The organism is Chryseobacterium indologenes, assembly GCF_018362995.1.
In the GTDB taxonomy this organism is placed as follows: Bacteria; Bacteroidota; Bacteroidia; order Flavobacteriales; family Weeksellaceae; genus Chryseobacterium; species Chryseobacterium indologenes_G.
Genome location: NZ_CP074372.1, coordinates 4,036,943 through 4,055,932, shown reverse-complemented (window position 1 = coordinate 4,055,932; position 18,990 = coordinate 4,036,943). Strand labels below are relative to the sequence as shown.

Here is an 18,990-nt window from a genome sequence, read left to right as displayed (position 1 = left end):
ATGAATACAATTTACATTCAATCGTTAATACAATTTAAACATCATAATTAAGCATCACCACATTCGTTGTCGGGTGACATTGACAGGTAAGAACGAAGCCTCTGGCTACTTCTTCTTCGGTAAGTGCGTAGTTTTTCTCCATGAAAACTTCTCCTTCCAAAACTTCCGCTTTACACGTACAGCACACTCCTCCTTTACATGCAAAAGGCACAGGAAGATTGTCTTTCAATGCTTTATCTAAGATACTCTCTTTTTTAGAATTAAGGTGGAACGAATATTCATCATCATCAATAATTACCGTTACCATACTTTCAATATTGGCAATGGCCTTGAATTCATCACTCATTTCCTCCGTATTTTCTTCATCCGGAGCAGTAAAATACTCAAATAACACTTGAATAGCAGGCACTTTTTTATCTTTTTTCAGGTAGTCTGCAATGTCTTTGATCATGTCCGCAGGTCCACAAATGAAATAAGTAGCTTCTCTTACATCGATATCTGTATATCTTTCAAATAACTGCTCTAATTTTTCAGCAGAAATTCTTCCTTCAAAAACAGGGTCTTCATGTTTTTCACGGCTTACCAGATAAATAACTTTCAATCTTCCATTGAAATGTTCTACCAGTCTATCTATTTCAGCTTTTCTTAAAATATGATTCATACTTCTGTTGCTATAGAACAGGTAAGCATTACTGTGAGGTTCCTGATAAAGGCTTTCTTTAATATTGGATAAAACAGGGGTAATTCCGCTTCCTGCAGCCAAACCAACGTAAGTTTTTACGTTTGTAGGATGATAAGACGTATTAAAACCACCCATTGGAGGCATTACTTCCAGAATTTCATCCATGTGGAGATGCTCATTGAAATAGCCTGATACTTTCCCACCCTCAAGCAATTTTACCAATACTTCCAGGGTATTGCTTTTTTCACTCGGAGCATTACAGATAGAGTAAGAACGTCTTTCCTCATTTCCGTTGATCATCATTCGGAAATTCAGATACTGTCCTTGTTTGAACCTGAACTTATCTTTCAGCTCTTCAGGGATTTCCACGGCCACGCTAACGGCTTCGGAAGTATCTTTCTGAACTTTAACTGTTTTAAGTTTATAAAATGAATTCATTATTTTTTAAGTATTCTATTAATTTTTCCACCTTCGCACTTCGGCAGGCTGTCCTGAGCATGAACTTTCACTTTCGTGGTGATTCCTACCCGTTTTTTTATTTCGTTTTCTATGTTTTTTCCGAAGTTTCCGACAAAATTAAAATAATCATCGGTATTTGCTTCTATTTTCTGTGTCTTTACCAGCTCATCATCAATTTCAACATCAATATCCAAGGCAACACACATATGTTCTTTTTCAACAGGCGTAAGATAGTAATTGGGCACCACTCCTTCCACATAGGAAAAAGCATCTTCAATCTGGCTTGGATAGACATTTACTCCTCTTACAATCAGCATATCATCTGCTCTTCCGACAATAGGTTTCATTTTCACCATTGTTCTTTTAGCATTTTCATCATAGTAAAGGCTTGTAATATCATTGGTCCAGTAACGAAGAAGCGGCATTGCTTTTTTCGTTAATGTCGTAATCACCAATACACCTTCTTCTCCGAAAGGAACCGGCTGTTTGGTAACCGGATCTAAAATTTCAGGGTAAAAATGATCTTCCCAGATATAAGACCCCCCTTTTTCTTCGAAATCTTCCATTGAAACTCCCGGACCGATAATTTCGCTCAACCCATAGATATTAGTTGCATGCACACCTAATTTTTCTTCAATGTGACCTCTGATAATTTCTGTCCATGGCTCTGAGCCCAACACTGCATACTTAAGACTGATTTCATCTGCGGAAATTCCTCTTTTGGCAAATTCATCCGCAATAGTCAAAGCATAGGATGGAGAGCAGCAGATCACTTCAGGCTTAAAGTCTACAATCAGATCTACCTGTCTCGCCGTCATTCCTCCCGAAATAGGAAGAACGCTCATCCCAAGTTTTTCTGCTCCGTAATGAAGTCCTAATCCTCCTGTGAAAATTCCATAACCATACGCATTGTGCAGCTGCATTCCCGGTTTCGCTCCTGCAGCATGTAAAGATCTTGCCACCACTTCGCTGAAAAGGTCCACATCTTCTTTGGTATATCCTACCACCGTTGGTTTTCCTGTTGTTCCGCTGGAACAGTGAATGCGCTGAAGCTCATTCTTAGGAACGGTAAATAAACCAAATGGATAGTTATCTCTTAAATCCTGTTTGTAAGTAATAGGGAGTTTCCTGATATCTTCAATCGACCTTATATCCTGTGGAGATATTTGTAATTCATCAAATTTCTTTTTATAAAATTCCGATTTCTCTCCCAAGTAGCTGATCAAACTGATCAACCGGTCGGATTGAAGCTGTCTCAACTGACCCAGCTCCAGATATTCAACTGCAAAATCCATAAAACTAACTAACATTTGTTAGGTGTAAATTTAAAAAGATTTTATAAGCTGACAAAATTTTTATGACTTTTGTCATATTTTGAATGATTCTAAATAAGAGACATGATTTATAATGAGTGTCTGTCATTCTGAACGAAACGAAGTGCAGCGAAGAATCTATTTAAATGCTTAATAAGATTCTTCCTTCGTCAGAAAGACAAAGAAGTGTTTAATTTTTCTGATTTCCAATAAGACCAAAAAGGATTTTCTCCCTGATTTCCTCTGTGATTTCATCAGTAGAATCGCTGCTTCTTTTAAACCAGAAATAAGAATTGTTTAAAGTATGAAGAATAAATCTTGTGGTAAATGATGGTGATTTCAATTCCCAATTTTCCGCAATATAGATCTCAGAAATCAGTTTTTCAACTTCCTGCTGGTAGTTTTTTCTCAGCTCTACAAATTCGGGAAGCTTTTCTTCCAGATGCCTCCATTCATTAGAATAAATATGAGTAACGTCGCGGTTTTTAAGAACTACGGAAAGATGCTTATCCAGTAACAGATTCAGTTTTTCCCTTGGGGCAATGTCTGTATTTTTTACTTCCTGAAGTTCATCGAAAAACTCCTGAGCAATACCAAAACAAATCCATTCCAGAATTTCTTCCTTTGAACGGATGTGTGCATATAGCGATGCGGCCTTGATATTGAGTTTCGTAGCCAGGTCTCTTACAGAACTCCCCATATACCCTTTCTCTTTGAAAAGCTCTACTGCTACGTCTAATATTTTTCTCTGTTTTTCTTTTAGTTCCATCTGGTAAAATGCAAAAGTAATTATTCTAAAATAAAAAGCTGAATTTTAACACTTACATCAAGTAAATTCTCCCATTTTCATATCCATCCGTAGAATTTTCTTGTCACAGTATGACTATTTGGTCATGGATTTCAAAGAAATAATTACGAAATCGGAAATTTTGTCAAGTTAAAATTCCGTTAAAAATACAATATCCGGAAAATTTGTCCTATTTTTTTGTAAATTTAATAATTGAACACTTTTTGCGATATAGTCATCGAATAAATGATTAAATAATTGATGGCATTAAGAAACTAAGCCTTAAAATTTGGTTTCTTGATGTTTTTTAAAACTAAACTTTGAACACAATACCAAAAATATATAAAATATGAACTTGAACCAATATACAGTAAAATCACAGGAAGCTATCCAGGCAGCACAACAACTTGCTATGGAATTGAGCAACCAAAGTATTGAACCTCAACATCTCCTTGAAGGAATCTTTCAGGTGGATGAAAATATATCGCCTTTCCTACTTAAAAAATCTGAAGCAGACGCTAATTTAGTAAGAGAGCGCAACCGGGAAAATTTAGAAAAACTTCCAAAAGTGCAGGGAGGAAATATTTATCTTTCACAATCTGCTAACAAAGTATTGCTGGATGCACCCAACATCGCCAAAAAGATGGGTGATGAATATGTGACGATTGAGCACTTATGGCTATCCCTTTTGGAAACCAGCTCGGAAGTGTCCAAAATGCTGAAAGATATGGGCGTAACCAAAAATCTGCTGGAAGGTGCTATAAAAGAATTAAGAAAAGGAAGTAAAGCAACTTCTGCAAGTTCAGAAGAAACCTACCAATCCTTAAATAAATATGCTAAAAACTTCAATGAATTAGCAGCAGAAGGAAAACTGGATCCTGTAATCGGACGTGATGAAGAAATCAGAAGGGTTTTACAGATCCTTTCCAGAAGAACAAAAAACAACCCAATCCTTATCGGGGAACCGGGTGTAGGTAAAACAGCTATTGCCGAAGGAATTGCCCATAGAATTATCAGCGGTGACGTTCCTGAAAATCTTATGGATAAAACGTTATTCTCATTAGATATGGGAGCTTTGATCGCCGGAGCCAAATACAAAGGTGAATTTGAAGAGCGTCTGAAATCCGTTGTAAACGAAGTCACAAAGTCTGACGGACAGATTATCCTTTTCATTGACGAAATCCACACTTTGGTAGGTGCCGGTGGTGGTGAAGGAGCTATGGATGCTGCCAACATCTTAAAACCTGCTTTGGCAAGAGGTGAATTGAGAGCGATTGGAGCAACCACTTTGAACGAATATCAAAAGTATTTTGAGAAAGATAAAGCGTTGGAAAGACGTTTCCAGAAAGTAATGGTGGAAGAACCGGATACTGAATCTGCTATTTCGATCCTTCGTGGTATTAAGGATAAATATGAAGCCCACCACAAGGTAAGAATCAAAGATGAGGCAATTATTGCGGCTGTAGAAATGTCGCAGAGATATATTTCAGACCGTTTCTTACCGGATAAAGCGATCGACCTTATTGATGAAGCTTCTGCTAAACTGAGAATGGAAATCAATTCCAAACCGGAAGAACTGGATGTTCTGGACAGAAAACTAATGCAGCTGGAAATTGAACTGGCAGCCATTTCAAGAGAAGGAAACCAGACCAAAATTGATCATCTGAAAGAAGATATTGCTAAAATTTCAGAACAGAGAAATGAGATCAATGCCAAATGGTTGAAAGAAAAACAGAAAAGTGAAGATCTTACCCAGATCAAAAAAGATATTGAATCTCTGAAACATGAAGCAGAAAGAGCTTCCAGAGCCGGAGATTATGCAAAAGTAGCGGAGATCCAATATGGAAAACTTCGTGAAAAAGAAGAAGAACTTGCCAAGGTTGAGCTGGAAATGCAGAACCATCAGAATGAACTGATCAAAGAAGAAGTTACTGCAGAAAACATCTCTGAAGTAATTGGTAAATGGACAGGTATTCCTGTAACCAAATTATTACAATCTGAAAGGGATAAATTATTAAATCTGGAATCTGAACTGCATCACAGAGTCGTAGGACAGGATGAAGCCATCCAGGCGGTTGCCGATGCCATCAGAAGAAACAGAGCCGGATTGAGTGATGATAAAAAACCGATTGGATCTTTCTTATTCCTGGGAACAACCGGAGTTGGTAAAACCGAGCTGGCAAAAGCATTAGCCGAGTTCTTATTTGATGACGAAAACAATATGACCAGAATTGATATGAGTGAATATCAGGAACGTCACAGTGTTTCCAGATTAGTAGGAGCGCCTCCGGGATATGTAGGATATGATGAAGGTGGACAATTGACTGAAGCAGTAAGAAGAAGACCTTATTCAGTGGTACTTTTGGATGAGATTGAGAAAGCACACCCAGATGTTTTCAACACTTTACTACAGGTTTTGGATGATGGACGTCTGACTGACAATAAAGGACGTGTGGTTAATTTTAAGAATTCAATTATCATTATGACCTCGAATTTAGGTTCACATCTTATTCAGGAGAATTTTGAGAATCTTACAGAGGAAAATCAGGATGAGATTGTAGATAAAACAAAAGTAGAAGTTTTTGATCTGCTGAAACAGACGCTGCGTCCGGAATTCCTGAACAGAATTGATGAAATTGTATTATTCCAGCCTTTAAGAAAAAAAGAAATCGGAAAAATCGTTCAGTACCAACTGAGAGGATTCAATGAAATGTTATCTAAACGAAACATCATAATGACTTTCACTCAGGATGCGGTAGACTATCTGATGGAAAAAGGTTACGACCCTGCTTTCGGAGCAAGACCGTTGAAAAGAGTGATCCAACAGGAAGTTTTAAATAAACTGTCAAAAGAAATTCTTGCAGGAAAGGTAAATGACGGAGACAGAATTACTTTGGATTATTTCGTAGAAACAGGTTTGGTTTTCAGACCTACTGAACAATAAAATAGTTTTTTTCATATACATTATTTTTGTGAATAAGTGCTGTAAAGTGATTTGCAGCACTTATTTTTTAACACCAGTATCTTTAAGCAATTTATTTTTGATAAATAATCATTTTCATCCAATTTCAGATTTTTAGAAAAAATATTCTTATTAAAAAAATCAATCTATAGGATATTCATTAAAAAACAATGTTTAAAATGCAAAATTTTAATATAAATTACAAATTAATTACATTTAACATAAAATAATATACGAATAATTAAACATATCACATTATTATTTGTCATATATTCGTTTGTATTAAAAAACGAGATTTTATGAAAAAAACAATTTTAGGAGTTTTAATCACACTCATGGTTTCATGTAACAACAATGAGACAGAAAATGTTACTCCAGAAAACGCCAATGTTGAAGAAACTAATATCACAGCCGGCAATGAAGCTTTTTGCGGCTCTGATATTCTCAGAAGAAAACATCTTGCCGAAGATCCGGCAGCCATGCAGCGAATGCTCCAGATAGAACAAAAAACCGCCAGTTTTATTGAGCAGAAAAAAATGGGTAAGATTTTACCTGACGGAAGTGTAGAAATACCGGTAATATTTAATGTCCTTTATACGAAAGCATCTAATAATGTCTCAGACGCCAGAATAAATTCTCAAATTGATGTACTTAATAAAGCTTTTGCATCCACTCATGCTGATATCTCCAAGATTCCTGCAGAATTTCAATCTGTAAATGCGGGTGATACGAAAATTAAATTCAGATTGGCAGGCATTAACAGAAAATCAACAAAGACTTCCAGATGGGCACCTGATGATAAAATGAAAAAAGCATCTACCGGAGGAATGGATTCTACTAACCCTAACCAATATTTAAACATCTGGGTGGTAGATTATATGCCTTATCAGACCGGTTATGTTTTAGGATACGCTACTTTTCCGGAAGATGCCGGACTTTGGAACGACGGTGTTGTTATGATGGACGACTATGTAGGAGAAGGAGGTCCTGATACCACTCACAACCAGGGAAGAGTTACCGTACATGAAGTAGGGCATTATTTGAACCTCAGACACATTTGGGGAGATGCAAATTGCGGAGATGATTTAGTGGGTGATACTCCTCAACAGATTACCAAACACTCTGGTGTACCAACTTATCCAAGATACGAAACATGTGGCGGAGTTTCACGTTCTGTAATGTTTATGAACTACATGGATTATTCAGATGAAACAACGTTATTCATGTTTACACAACAACAAAACAGCAGAATGCAAGCTACCGTTTCAGCATCCGGCCCACGTGCAGGATTAAGAGTTCTGTAAAAAAAATTAAAAAATAAAAAAGATCGCTTGAAGAAGCGATTTTTTTTTTTAAGTCTTCCTTCTTTAAGTCAGAATTTATATTGAAGGATTTTTTCTGAACCTCCGCTTATTCTTTACAAAACATACAATCCGTAAAAACACGGTAAAAATAACAGTATAATTCCCTATTCATGAATATATTTTCTACCATATTTTTTCCGAGATTTGCATATTAATTGAGTTTCATCCGTAAAACATTAAGCTATGAATACAGAATCAAACAATCCGCTGCAACCTGGAATAATGTCAAATAGTCTTATCCAGGCTCTCATCGACAATTACCGTCAAACCCACCTAAGCGCTATCAACACTGCTTTAGGAATTCAGGATGCTCATTCCATTTGGTTTGATCTTCCGAAACTGAAAAATTTTATTGCAAAGATTGAAGAAGAGGCAACCAAAGTAAATCCGGCAACTTCTGACGAAGATCTGGGAATCAGGTTTTATTATGCTACTTATCCGAAACAGGAAAACTGGTCTATAATGGACTCACACCCTGTTCCGGCGGAATATGCAGGAAGACACACTCTAGTAATGGTACCAACACTAAAAAAAGCCAGTGAAACAGGTGAGGTTGTTGATTTTGACTTTAATCCTTTCCAGGCAAATGGAGAAAATTCAAATTTAGCGTTGAATTCACGTAATTTCACTCCATCTGGTAATGGTAATGATAATGGAGGCGGAGGACCTCTAGGTGATGACCAAGGTCTTGGAGAAAATAACGGAATACTTGTTCCACCAAAAGCTCCTTTAGGCGAATCTTTTTAATTTTAATATTTATTATCTTAACACTGTATGACAGAATTCCAGGAATTTGCACAAAAAAGTCTGCTTTGGGCTGAAGGACTTGCTGCAGTCATAGCACTTTTCCATTATAACCGTTTAAAAGAACAACATTGGAAACTTTTTGTGTTTTATCTGGTATTTATTTTTCTTGGGGAAGCTTATGGCAAATGGGGAAGTTTTGTTCATTTCACCAAAGCTCAGTACTATAATTACCTTTTAATGCCAATCCAGTTCGTATTTTTTTACTGGTTATATGCTGCAAAATCTTTAGGAAAACCCAAATTATTTTGGATATTTTCCGTTCTATATCTGCTCTCATTTATTCCCAACGAATTATATTTTTCCAGAAGCAAAATTGTATTTGCCTTCAACTATACGTTTGGCTGTCTTATTTTGATGCTTTTGGTAATAATGGAGTATTATAAACAAATTACTTCACAAGAAATCCTTAATTTCAATAAAAACAAAATGTTTTATATCAATCTTGGGATAACAATATCATATATTGGAACATTACCTTTCATGGCATTTTTATCACTTCTGGTAAAATACAAGGAAATTTGGGACATTTATTTCAGTTATTTCCTGGTCTCAGTTTCGGTAATGTATATCTTATTTGCAAGTTCATTTATATGGGGAAAACAGAGCTCTTAATAGTTATCATTCTATTCAACATACTCTTTGTGATGTTTGTAACGGCAGTATTAATCTATATCCGGAGTTACAGACAACGCAAAAAAGAATATTTAAGAGAGATAGAGATGAAAAATGAAATTCATCAAAGAGAGCTTCTAGCTACCCAATTGGAAATCCAGCAGGCCACCATGCAGCAGATCGGAAGGGAATTGCATGATAATATCGGTCAGAAACTAACTTTAGTAAGCCTGTATGTTCAGCAAATGCTTTATGAAAATAAGGTATCTGAAGCCAGCGAAAGAATAGATCAGGTATCACAAATTATTAACCAGTCTCTGCAGGATCTCAGGAGTTTGTCAAAAACGCTGACTGACGACAACATCAATCAGAAGGAAATTGTAACATTAATACAGGAAGAAGTAGACAATACGAATTCTTTTAAAAAGTGTAATGTCAGCTTTGAACATAATTTCAAGCAGCTGGATTTAGGTTTTGTTCATAAAAACATGCTGCTCAGAATCACTCAGGAATTTATTCAAAACAGTATAAAGCATTCCCGTTGTAAAAATATTTTTATATGCCTGAATACTTCCGAAGATATCCTTTGGGAACTCGACATCCGCGATGATGGAATCGGGTTTGATACTTCACAGATCAAATCCAACGGAATAGGCCTTACGAATATGAAAAACAGAGCCGAAATCATAGGGGCAAATTTTCATATGGAAAGCCAGAAAAATACGGGAACCCGAATCAATATTATCCTAAAAAAACAGTCATGAAGAAATCTATTGTAATTGTTGACGATCATATACTTATCGCAAAAGCCCTGGAAGGCATTATTGGTAATTTCAATGAGTTTGAAGTTATCTATGTTTGCGAGAACGGAAAAGACCTTATCCAAAAAATCGAAGAAGGAAATACCATTCCGGATATCATTCTTTTGGATATCAGCATGCCGATTATGGACGGTTTTGAAACCGCTGTCTGGCTTACAAAAAATCATCCTCCCATTAAAATCATGGCACTTAGTATGCAGGGTGATGACAACAGTGTAATTAAAATGATCAAAAGCGGGGCAAAAGGTTACCTTTTAAAAAACACCCACCCAAGAGATCTGGAAACAGCACTTACCCGGTTGAACAGTGATGGTTTCTTTTATCCGGACTGGGCCTCTAAAATTATTTTCTCTAACCTTAATAAAGAAACGGAATCCGAAATTGCCGTAAGAATTTCTGACAGAGAAAAAGAATTCCTGAAGTATACCGTAACAGAACTCAGCTATAAAGAAATTGCAGACAGAATGTGCTGCAGTCCAAGAACCGTGGAAAGTTATCGCGATCAGCTTTGTGAAAAACTGGATTTAAAAACCCGTGTCGGATTGGCTGTATTTGCTATTAAAAATGGTTTTGCAAACTAAAATTTACCGTGAAAAAATTCCTTTAAAAATAAATTTAAACGAAAAGTATTCATAAAAATCATTCAAAAACAAAATACAAAACAAGCTGTTTTATAAAATTGATTAATATTCAATGTTTTTTAAATAATATTAAAATATAATCAAACAAATATTTAAATAATTACACATTACTTAAAGGAACAAGAAAAATATTTGCATATTAATTTCAAATAATATAATTTCACATCCTCAACCTAAATGATTTTGATATGAAAAAACTATTATTTGGAGCTCTTATGCTCAGTGTAATGTCTGCATGTAACAATGACAGCATCACCAATCAAAATGAAAACACAACTGACGAAGCAGTAACTACAGCAGGCTTTGCTCAAAGAGGCTGTGCTTCTGAGGAAATCAGACAGGAAGCATTGAAAAAAAGTCCTGAACTTCAGCAAAGATTTGCGGCATTAGAAACCAATACAGAAAAATTCGCCAATGATATAAAGTTTGGAAAAGTTCTGGCTGATGGTACTGTAGAAATTCCAGTTATAGTGAATGTCATCTACAAGACTACAGCTGAAAACGTTTCTGACGCAAGAATTGCTGAGCAAATTGCAGTATTAAATGCTGACTATTCCGGCACCAACAGTGATGCCAGCAAAATTCCAACCGAATTTCAAACTGTAAGTTCTGGTGACACAAAAGTAAAATTCCGACTGGTAAATACTGTTAGAAAATCTACTTCAAAAACCAGCTGGGCTACCAATGACGACATGAAAAAAGCATCTAAAGGAGGAATTGACGCAACTAATCCTACTAATTATTTAAATTTATGGGTGGTGGGCAAAATGACCAGCCAGGGACGTACAATTCTTGGATATGCAACTTTCCCTGAATCTGCAGGTCTCTGGAATGACGGTGTTGTAATTGCTGCTCCATATTTTGGAAAGACAGGAGCTTCTTCACCTTTTAACCTTGGAAGAACAGCAACACATGAAGTAGGACATTATTTAAATTTAAGACACATCTGGGGAGATGCTAATTGCGGAAATGACCTGGTAAGTGATACTCCTACACAAACTACAGCAAATTACGGAAAGCCTTCTTATCCTCTATACAATACTTGCAGCGGTGTACAAAGATCTGTAATGTTTATGAACTATATGGATTATGTAGATGACGCAGCTATGTTCATGTTCTCTTCAGGACAGAAAACAAGAATGCAGTCTGTAGTAGCCTCTTCTGGTGCAAGATCCGGATTAAGAGTCTATTAATACGCATGTTTAAATTATATTGTAAAGTCTATTCCAAATTTGGGATAGACTTTTTTGTACCCTTTCTTAAATCAAAATTCTGTATTTAAGATATTTTCATTAATGAATTTTTCACGAAAAATATCCTACAAATTATATAGACTATAAAATTATTTACACTTAAAAATACACTTATGCGTGAAATATAAAACAAATCAATAAAATTGATTAAAATTTAATAAATACCAATTTAAGTTACAATAAACACAACCAAAACAATCATTAAATAAATATTCGTTAAATATTTTCTAAAATTATTTGCATATCAATTTCAAATAATATAATTTCACACCCTCAACCAAATTATATTATAACGATATGAGAAAATTCTTATTCGGAGCCCTGGTTCTGGGCTTTATGTCGGCATGTAACTCCGACAACTTAAGTAATCAAAATGAAACGCCTGTGGATCAGGAAGCTTCCGCTCCAGGCGCTCTTAAAAGAAGCTGTCCTTCAGAAGGAATAAGACAGGCAATGCTTCTGAAAAACCCTGCACTAAAACAAAAAATGGCCGATATTGAACTCGGTACTGAAAAATTTGCTGAAAATCTTAAATTGGGAAAAGTTCTGGCAGATGGAACCGTTGAGATTCCGGTAGTTTTTAATGTAATTTACAACACTTCCGCTCAAAATGTTTCTGACGCAAGAATCGCAGAACAAATTGCAGTACTGAATGCTGATTATGGTGCTACCAATTCTGACATTAATAAAATTCCTTCAGCATTTCAACCTTCAGCAGCAGGAGACGTAAAAATCCGTTTCAAATTAGTAGCTACCAACCGTAAACAAAGTACAAAAACAGGTTGGAGATCTGATCTTGAGCAAATGAAAAAGGCAAGCACAGGAGGGATTGATGCTACTGATGTGACTAAAAATATGAATATATGGGTTGTTAACTCGATCCTTGATGAGAATAACCAACCAGGAACTTTAGGCTATGCGTATTACCCTGAAAATGCAGGGCAATGGTATGATGGTCTTGTAATAGGATATCAATATATCGGAAAAACCGGTGCTTCTGCTCCATTCAACTTAGGAAGAACAGTAACTCATGAAGTAGGACACTACCTGAATTTGCCACACCTTTGGGGATCATCTGATACAGGATGCCAAACAGATTACTCTAATGACACTCCGGTATCTCCAGGTCCTAACTACGGGAATCCTACTTATCCTCTGAACAGAGTTTGTGGAGGGGTAAGCCGTTCTCAGATGTTCATGAACTATATGGATTATGTAGATGACAAATCTATGGTAATGTTCTCAGCTAATCAAAAAACAAGAATGCAGGCTGTAGTAGCAGCATCCGGACCAAGATCTGGCTTAAGATAATAGCAAGTTAGCTGAATATTATAAAAACATTAAAATAGTCTATCTCAATTTTTGGGATAGATTTTTTTAATATTTTTACGCGACTTAAATTTCAGCACCACTACGATGAAAAAATTAGCATTAGCATCAGGAATACTATTGCATCTATACTGTATAAAAGCACAGGATACTATCCAAATTAAAACACAGGATACTATCCAATCCCGAAATCTCAGGGAAGATATTGCACTTATCAATTCAGGCTCTATACCTCAGCAGAAAACACCATTTTTCAAAAAGGAGTGGGTGAAAAAGTCAGTGGCTCCTGCCCTTCTTTTCACGGCGGCTGCTGCAACATGGGGAGAAAAAGAGAATATCCGTGAAGTAAGAAACCGCTATCTTCCTAATTTCAAGGTCAAATTTGATGATTATCTTCAGTATGCTCCGGCTGCAACTGTTTACGGATTAAAACTGGCAGGTGTAAAAGGCCGGAATAATATTGGGCGGGCAACTTTGTCTTATGGTACAAGTTTAGTCATCATGGCTATTTTAGTTAATTCTATTAAGTATACAGCAAAAGTTGAACGTCCGGATGGCTCCAAAAACAATTCGTTTCCATCAGGACATGCTGCAATGGCTTTTACCAATGCAAGTTTTCTGCATAAGGAATATGGTATGGTAAACCCGGCCTACAGTATTGCAGGATATGGTTCTGCCGCTATTACAGGACTTGGCCGAAATTTAAATAACAGACACTGGGTTCCGGATATTCTTGCCGGCGCTGGTATCGGAATTATATCCACAGAACTCGGGTATTTTTTTGTTGATAAAATTTATAAGAATAAAGGGGATAATTTAAGTATCTTATCCAGAATACAAGGAAATGATTATCCGTCTTTTCTTACCCTGAAGATGGGTACCGCATTAGGTACAACCAATTTCCTGAGAGAATCTGAACTGGATGACAAAAAACAAGTAGGTTTTGAAGGAGGATTGGAAGGAGCTTATTTCTTTTCAAAAAAATGGGGTGTGGGCGCAGATGTTACCTTCAGCAGCTTCCCTATAAAATCTCAGAGAATAACTTTTGATGACGGGCAGGATTTTGGCAACCACGAAATCAAAACACAATCCATGGGCTTCCTGGCTGCAGGGATTGGACCTTATTTTTCTCATGAATTCTCAGATAAATGGCAGCTTACTTTAAAGTTAACCGGAGGATATGCTGCTACTGCCAGTGGAAAAGTTTTTGTAAAAGGAGACGATATAGACGCTCCTAACCACGAACTTCAGATAGCCCGATACAAGCCTAAACCGGCTTTCCGTTGGAATACAGGAGCAGCGATGACTTACAGGTTCAATCCGGGACTAGGTCTTACGTTCTATACGGATTACAATCAGATCAACTCTACGATCCGTTATCACTTCAGCGATGAGATCAAGGAAAGTGCTGAGCTGGACCAGGAACTTAACAACCTGATTGCTAAAGAAAAAATCAATTATATTACATTAGGGTTAAGATTAACTGCCTATTTTTAAAAATACAAAAGCCTTCAGAATCTGAAGGCTTTTACTTTATAAGTTTTTTTGATTATTTTCCGGAGTATAATCCATAAACAGATCTCCATCCAGCTTTACGGATTTTACTTTCTTCTTAATAGGAATCACAAGATCGGTCAGTTTCTGATCTTTTTCCCAGACAGAAGGAGAGAAATGCAGTTTTTCTGTACTCCCGTCTTCATATGCTATTAATGCATCAAAGGGAATTGCAAACCCGCCTACATTGGCTATGTTTACAGTAAGCATATCATTAATCTGGGATGCACCTGTAACTTTTAAATCAATATAATTATTGGTATAAAACCAATTTTGGAAGAACCAGTTCAGGTTTTTCCCTGACCCTGTATTCATAGAATTGAAATAATCCCATGGAACCGGATGTTTTCCATTCCAGTTGTCCATATAATGATGCAATGCTTTTTTGAAGAGTTCGTCTCCCAAATAATCTTTCAGAGCCAGATAAGACAAAGAGGCTTTCACATAAGAATTGTTTCCATATCCTGAACCACTCACTTGTGTACTCATCGTAATCACCGGTTGGTCCTGTTCTGCAGATGGGTCATTAATCCATTTTTTAACACGGAAGTTTTTATAAAATTCTTTGGCTGCAGCTTCGCCATTTTCATCAACTCCTATAAGATATTCCAGGGTAGTTGCCCAGCCTTCATCCATAAATGCATATCTCGTCTCGTTGATTCCCATATAAAAAGGGAAATAGGTGTGAGCAATTTCATGATCCGCCGTCAGCCTTGCATCGTGAAGATCATCGGGAATACTGGTATCATTGATCATCATTGGGTATTCCATGTCTGCAAATCCCTGAATAGCAGTCATTGCATTATAAGGATATTCTACTCCCGGCCAGTTTTTAGAGAACCAATCAATGTTATAACGCATCCAGTCTACATAGTGCTCAAAATCTGTTGCATCATTTTTATATCCTGCCTGAACGCTTGCTCTTTTTGATTTTAACTGAACACTTGATGCATCCCACACATAATGGTTGCTCATTGCAAAGCAGAAATCTGTAATGTGACTGGCTTTGAACTTCCAGACATTCCATTTATTGGGTTTGGTTACTTTCCCAGACTTCATTTCCTGCTCTGTAGCAATATGCATTACTTTATCGCTTTTTAATGAAGCTTTATATCTTTTTAAATACTCAGGCTGAAGTACTGCTTCCGGGTTCAGGAAATCTCCTGTTGCCCAGACTACAAAATTTTTAGGTGCTGTGATCGCAAAGCTGTAGTCGTTGAAATCATTGTAAAACTCCTGCCTGTCTGAGTGAGGGAGCAAATCCCATCCGTTATAATCATCATACACGGAAATTCTTGGAAAAGAATAAGCAACGTAGAATGTTTCCGGATCTATCTGACCTTCTCTTCCACTCTGTACTGAAAGCGGATATTCCCATTCAATTTTTACTTCAGATTTTGATTTAGACTTTAAAGCTGTTTTTAATTTTACTTTTTCAACAGTACTCCAATCGTCACTGTTGACGTCATATTTTGTTCCGTTTACAATGAAAGATTTAATCTTAAGTCCTGAAGACAGAAAATCTTTAGACACAAATCCCGATCTGGGTGACTGCGGTTTATGAAGGTTATTCACAAATCGAATAGCCAGTTCATTCAGACTATCCGGGCTGTTGTTCGTATAGACAATTGTTTCTTTTCCGGAAACCATTTTGGTATTGGCATCCACTTTCACATCCACATTATATACTCCCTTATTCTGCCAATAGTTTTTACCTGGTGCTCCGGAGATATCGCGGGTCCCTTTTTCATACGCTTTTTTAATATTCCTCGGCATATAGAGTTCCTGTGCAGACAATTGCAGTAAGGAAACGACCATCAGCATTCCGGAAAAAATTTTCTTCATAATGACCTTTTTAAAGATAGGTGTCAAAAATAGCGAAAATGTGACATCAGGTAATCATTTCTTTTGTAATAATATTCTATTGTAAGTGGTTTTATAGTAAATTATTCTATAATCTATCTTGTTCTGCAGTCTTCTTTATTGTTTTGGCATTTTTTACAGACTGATTTCCGAAGTTGAATTTCAGAGAAATTGTAAAACTCTGAGTATCCCGATAATCTATAAAATAATTATCCTGATTGGCATACTTAGTACTTATTTTTTCCTGTGAAGTTTTAAAAATATCATTGAACAAAAGGCTCGCTTCCCATTTTTTATTAAAGAATTTTTTATTGACAACCAGGTATGTGGAAGAAGATTCCGAGATCCTGAAAGTTCCCTGTATCCCTGGAGAATAGTAACGGTGTCCTATTTCCATTTTCCAATCGCTGTTTTTATCGAGTGTAAAGCTTGTTGAGATATTGGAAACCCAGTTCCAGACTTTATTTTTATACAGCATTCCGTCTGTTCCTTTAAAATAATTTTCGTTGTGTTCAAGATTTTCAGACAGGATGATGTTCCACCATGGTTTGACCTGAAAGTTTTTGTATAAACTTAATCCGAAAGCTTCTCCTTTTTCAATATTGGTAAAGTAATAAATGAGACTGTTGGTACTTGGTTCCTGATAAGAAATTTCCATAGACGGATAGATTTCTTTCCGGTAATACAGATCCACATTCCATTCTTTCCATGAGTAGGTAAGATTGAGGTTATGGGTGATGGTTGCCTTTAGCTTTGGGTCTCCCTGATAGTACGAAAAGAGATTGTAATAAGATTTTGCAGGGTTCAACCATGAATAGGAAGGTCTGCTAATCCTTTTTCCATAAGAGAAACCGAATTCCTGCTTATTTTCTGTGGTATATTGTACATAGAAAGTGGGGAAAAACTTCCAATAGTTGGTTTTATTCAATTCATAAGGTTCAGAGACTACTCCTTCTAGATCTGTCATTTCTGCGCGGAGACCTCCCTTGAAATTCCATTTTCCAATATTGTAGGCTAATGAAGAATACAGGGCAAAATTATGCTCCTTATAATCAAATATGCTGCTCTTTTCCGGTCTGTACTGTAATGTCCCATTTTCGTTATCAGAGAAGTCAAGTGCGCTGCTGGTTTTTACAAAACTATATTTTGCTCCTGTTTCCAGCTCCAGTTTATCTTCCTTCCACTGATAATCGAATTGAGTGGAATACAGCTTAACATCAGCTTTGTTCTTGGTAAGAAAATTATCTTCTTTTGGAGACTGACCCGCAAAGTTCAGATTGGTGATGACATTCTGATATTTATCGGCATTGTTTCCGGTAAAATAATTAATCCATGAAAGACTGCTTTTCTTATTCAGTTTCCTGTCTATCTGAAAACTTACAGAGTTATTAATGGAACGTGAGCGATGATCATTGATGGTGGTATAATTAGATTCTACAATATCCTGATTATTATAGATCAGTGTAGGAACATTGTAGGTTCCGAAGGATTTTGGAGAAAAATACCCTGAGTAGTTGAGGCTTGCATTGGTCAAACTGTCCAATTCATATTCCACATTAAAATTCAGGGTATTCTGGTTATAGTTTTTATCATTCCTGTTCATCGTACTGACCCATCGGGTTTGGCTTTCCGGGTAGTTTACATAGTCTGTTCCTTCCCGGTAGTACGTTCCCAGCCCTCTATAATAGCTTCCCATAACGGAAAGTTTATCTTTTTTATAATATTGGGAAAGACCAAAAACGCCTTTCGCATATTGTGTCTGTATGTATTTGGATGAAAGAATTCCGCGATAGCCTTCAATTTTATTCTTTTTCAGAACAATATTCAGGACTGCACTACCCGAAGCTTCATATTTTGCCGGCGGGTTGGTAATCACTTCTACCGATTTCACATCATCTCCCTGTGTATTTTCTAAAAGATTTTTAAGCTCATCACCCGTCAGCATTATCTTTTTATCATTAATGGTCACCAAAATTGCAGTACTTCCCTTTACACCGAGTACATCATTGTTTACGGTGACACTTGGTGTATTCTTTAAAATTTCCCAGGCATTGAGTGAGGAAATATTGCTGTTTTCAACATTAAATTCCAGGCGATCCACTTTTCTTTTCACCAAGGGCTTGCGTTTCGTTATTACTACTCCTTCTATTTCCTTCGTTCCTTTTTTTAGGATAATACTCAGAGGATCAGATTCTTTCAGATCAATTTTCTTCTCAAATAAAGAATATCCCTGGTTTTTAACGACCAGTTTTACATCCTGTTCTGTTATTCCCTCCAGTATAAATTTTCCGTTTTCATCAGTTTTCAATTCTTTAATTAATGTATTCTGAGAATTATACAGCTCTACTTTTACCGATGAAAGCTTTTCATTTTCAGTGTTCATAACCGTTCCTTCAAGTTTTTGTTTCTGGGCAAGAATCAAAACTGGCAAACACAGAAAAAAAAGAATTTTATACATGGCTATTTTTTTATTCTAACAAAACACTGTTATGTTTTATGCCTACAAAATTCTGTATTGAAAGGGAGAATTTCGGTTAACGATG

Annotated in this window: 14 protein-coding genes; 9 read left to right on the top strand and 5 right to left on the bottom strand. The window is 36.4% G+C overall.

Annotated elements, in window-relative coordinates; translation table 11 throughout:
* Nucleotides 1-34 precede the first annotated feature (34 nt).
* The 3 genes from DYR29_RS18330 to DYR29_RS18320 all read right to left on the bottom strand — a co-directional run bounded on the left by DYR29_RS18330 (nucleotide 35) and on the right by DYR29_RS18320 (nucleotide 3,223).
* On the bottom strand, nucleotides 35-1,120 hold the full coding sequence (locus DYR29_RS18330; protein WP_213277987.1) for a 2Fe-2S iron-sulfur cluster-binding protein: 1,086 nt from the start codon (nucleotides 1,118-1,120) through the stop codon (nucleotides 35-37).
* The gene (locus tag DYR29_RS18325; protein ID WP_213277986.1) at nucleotides 1,120-2,436 is read right to left on the bottom strand and encodes a phenylacetate--CoA ligase family protein; all 1,317 of its coding nucleotides are present in this window, start codon (nucleotides 2,434-2,436) and stop codon (nucleotides 1,120-1,122) included. Before DYR29_RS18325 ends, DYR29_RS18330 begins: the two co-directional genes overlap by 1 nt.
* A gap of 208 nt (nucleotides 2,437-2,644) precedes the next feature.
* A complete protein-coding gene (locus DYR29_RS18320; protein ID WP_213277985.1) occupies nucleotides 2,645-3,223 on the bottom strand; it encodes a TetR/AcrR family transcriptional regulator in 579 nt (192 codons plus the stop codon).
* A gap of 367 nt (nucleotides 3,224-3,590) precedes the next feature.
* Between DYR29_RS18320 and clpB the strand changes: the two genes are divergently transcribed.
* From clpB to DYR29_RS18275, 9 genes are all read left to right on the top strand, one after another.
* Nucleotides 3,591-6,185 carry an ATP-dependent chaperone ClpB gene (gene clpB / locus DYR29_RS18315; protein ID WP_213277984.1) on the top strand — a complete coding sequence of 865 codons (2,595 nt, stop codon included), beginning with the start codon at nucleotides 3,591-3,593 and terminating at the stop codon, nucleotides 6,183-6,185.
* Nucleotides 6,186-6,502: 317 nt separating this feature from the next.
* Nucleotides 6,503-7,507, top strand: a complete 1,005-nt coding sequence (locus DYR29_RS18310) for a zinc metalloprotease (protein ID WP_213277983.1) — start codon at nucleotides 6,503-6,505, stop codon at nucleotides 7,505-7,507.
* Nucleotides 7,508-7,750: 243 nt separating this feature from the next.
* Nucleotides 7,751-8,314: a hypothetical protein gene (locus DYR29_RS18305; RefSeq protein WP_213277982.1), complete on the top strand. Its 564-nt coding sequence runs from the start codon at nucleotides 7,751-7,753 to the stop codon at nucleotides 8,312-8,314.
* A gap of 27 nt (nucleotides 8,315-8,341) precedes the next feature.
* Nucleotides 8,342-8,986 (top strand): hypothetical protein, encoded by a 645-nt coding sequence (locus DYR29_RS18300; RefSeq protein ID WP_213277981.1) that lies wholly within the window; start codon nucleotides 8,342-8,344, stop codon nucleotides 8,984-8,986.
* Between the two features lie 107 nt (nucleotides 8,987-9,093).
* A complete protein-coding gene (locus DYR29_RS18295; RefSeq protein WP_249413534.1) occupies nucleotides 9,094-9,750 on the top strand; it encodes a sensor histidine kinase in 657 nt (218 codons plus the stop codon).
* Nucleotides 9,747-10,388: a response regulator transcription factor gene (locus DYR29_RS18290; RefSeq protein ID WP_213277979.1), complete on the top strand. Its 642-nt coding sequence runs from the start codon at nucleotides 9,747-9,749 to the stop codon at nucleotides 10,386-10,388. Before DYR29_RS18295 ends, DYR29_RS18290 begins: the two co-directional genes overlap by 4 nt.
* A gap of 248 nt (nucleotides 10,389-10,636) precedes the next feature.
* Nucleotides 10,637-11,641 carry a zinc metalloprotease gene (locus DYR29_RS18285; RefSeq protein ID WP_213277978.1) on the top strand — a complete coding sequence of 335 codons (1,005 nt, stop codon included), beginning with the start codon at nucleotides 10,637-10,639 and terminating at the stop codon, nucleotides 11,639-11,641.
* A gap of 357 nt (nucleotides 11,642-11,998) precedes the next feature.
* Nucleotides 11,999-13,012 carry a zinc metalloprotease gene (locus tag DYR29_RS18280; RefSeq protein WP_213277977.1) on the top strand — a complete coding sequence of 338 codons (1,014 nt, stop codon included), beginning with the start codon at nucleotides 11,999-12,001 and terminating at the stop codon, nucleotides 13,010-13,012.
* Between the two features lie 105 nt (nucleotides 13,013-13,117).
* Nucleotides 13,118-14,527, top strand: coding sequence for a phosphatase PAP2 family protein (locus tag DYR29_RS18275; protein WP_213277976.1), 1,410 nt, complete (start codon nucleotides 13,118-13,120; stop codon nucleotides 14,525-14,527).
* A 36-nt stretch (nucleotides 14,528-14,563) separates the two neighbouring features.
* Here the strand turns inward: DYR29_RS18275 and DYR29_RS18270 are convergent, their stop codons facing one another.
* Complete coding sequence (locus DYR29_RS18270) at nucleotides 14,564-16,429, bottom strand: M1 family metallopeptidase (protein WP_213277975.1); 1,866 nt, start codon at nucleotides 16,427-16,429, stop codon at nucleotides 14,564-14,566.
* 106 nt (nucleotides 16,430-16,535) lie between these two features.
* Entirely contained in the window at nucleotides 16,536-18,905 is a 2,370-nt protein-coding gene (locus tag DYR29_RS18265) for an outer membrane beta-barrel family protein (RefSeq protein ID WP_213277974.1), read from the bottom strand.
* Nucleotides 18,906-18,990 lie beyond the last annotated feature (85 nt).

Excerpts from the sequence above, each read along its gene's own strand:
- DYR29_RS18330 (WP_213277987.1), bottom strand. The coding sequence starts at position 1,120 with ATGAATTCATTTTATAAACTTAAAACAGTTAAAGTTCAGAAAGATACT.
- DYR29_RS18325 (WP_213277986.1), bottom strand. The coding sequence starts at position 2,436 with ATGGATTTTGCAGTTGAATATCTGGAGCTGGGTCAGTTGAGACAGCTT.
- DYR29_RS18320 (WP_213277985.1), bottom strand. The coding sequence starts at position 3,223 with ATGGAACTAAAAGAAAAACAGAGAAAAATATTAGACGTAGCAGTAGAG.
- clpB (WP_213277984.1), top strand. The coding sequence starts at position 3,591 with ATGAACTTGAACCAATATACAGTAAAATCACAGGAAGCTATCCAGGCA.
- DYR29_RS18310 (WP_213277983.1), top strand. The coding sequence starts at position 6,503 with ATGAAAAAAACAATTTTAGGAGTTTTAATCACACTCATGGTTTCATGT.
- DYR29_RS18305 (WP_213277982.1), top strand. The coding sequence starts at position 7,751 with ATGAATACAGAATCAAACAATCCGCTGCAACCTGGAATAATGTCAAAT.
- DYR29_RS18300 (WP_213277981.1), top strand. The coding sequence starts at position 8,342 with ATGACAGAATTCCAGGAATTTGCACAAAAAAGTCTGCTTTGGGCTGAA.
- DYR29_RS18295 (WP_249413534.1), top strand. The coding sequence starts at position 9,094 with ATGAAAAATGAAATTCATCAAAGAGAGCTTCTAGCTACCCAATTGGAA.
- DYR29_RS18290 (WP_213277979.1), top strand. The coding sequence starts at position 9,747 with ATGAAGAAATCTATTGTAATTGTTGACGATCATATACTTATCGCAAAA.
- DYR29_RS18285 (WP_213277978.1), top strand. The coding sequence starts at position 10,637 with ATGAAAAAACTATTATTTGGAGCTCTTATGCTCAGTGTAATGTCTGCA.
- DYR29_RS18280 (WP_213277977.1), top strand. The coding sequence starts at position 11,999 with ATGAGAAAATTCTTATTCGGAGCCCTGGTTCTGGGCTTTATGTCGGCA.
- DYR29_RS18275 (WP_213277976.1), top strand. The coding sequence starts at position 13,118 with ATGAAAAAATTAGCATTAGCATCAGGAATACTATTGCATCTATACTGT.
- DYR29_RS18270 (WP_213277975.1), bottom strand. The coding sequence starts at position 16,429 with ATGAAGAAAATTTTTTCCGGAATGCTGATGGTCGTTTCCTTACTGCAA.
- DYR29_RS18265 (WP_213277974.1), bottom strand. The coding sequence starts at position 18,905 with ATGTATAAAATTCTTTTTTTTCTGTGTTTGCCAGTTTTGATTCTTGCC.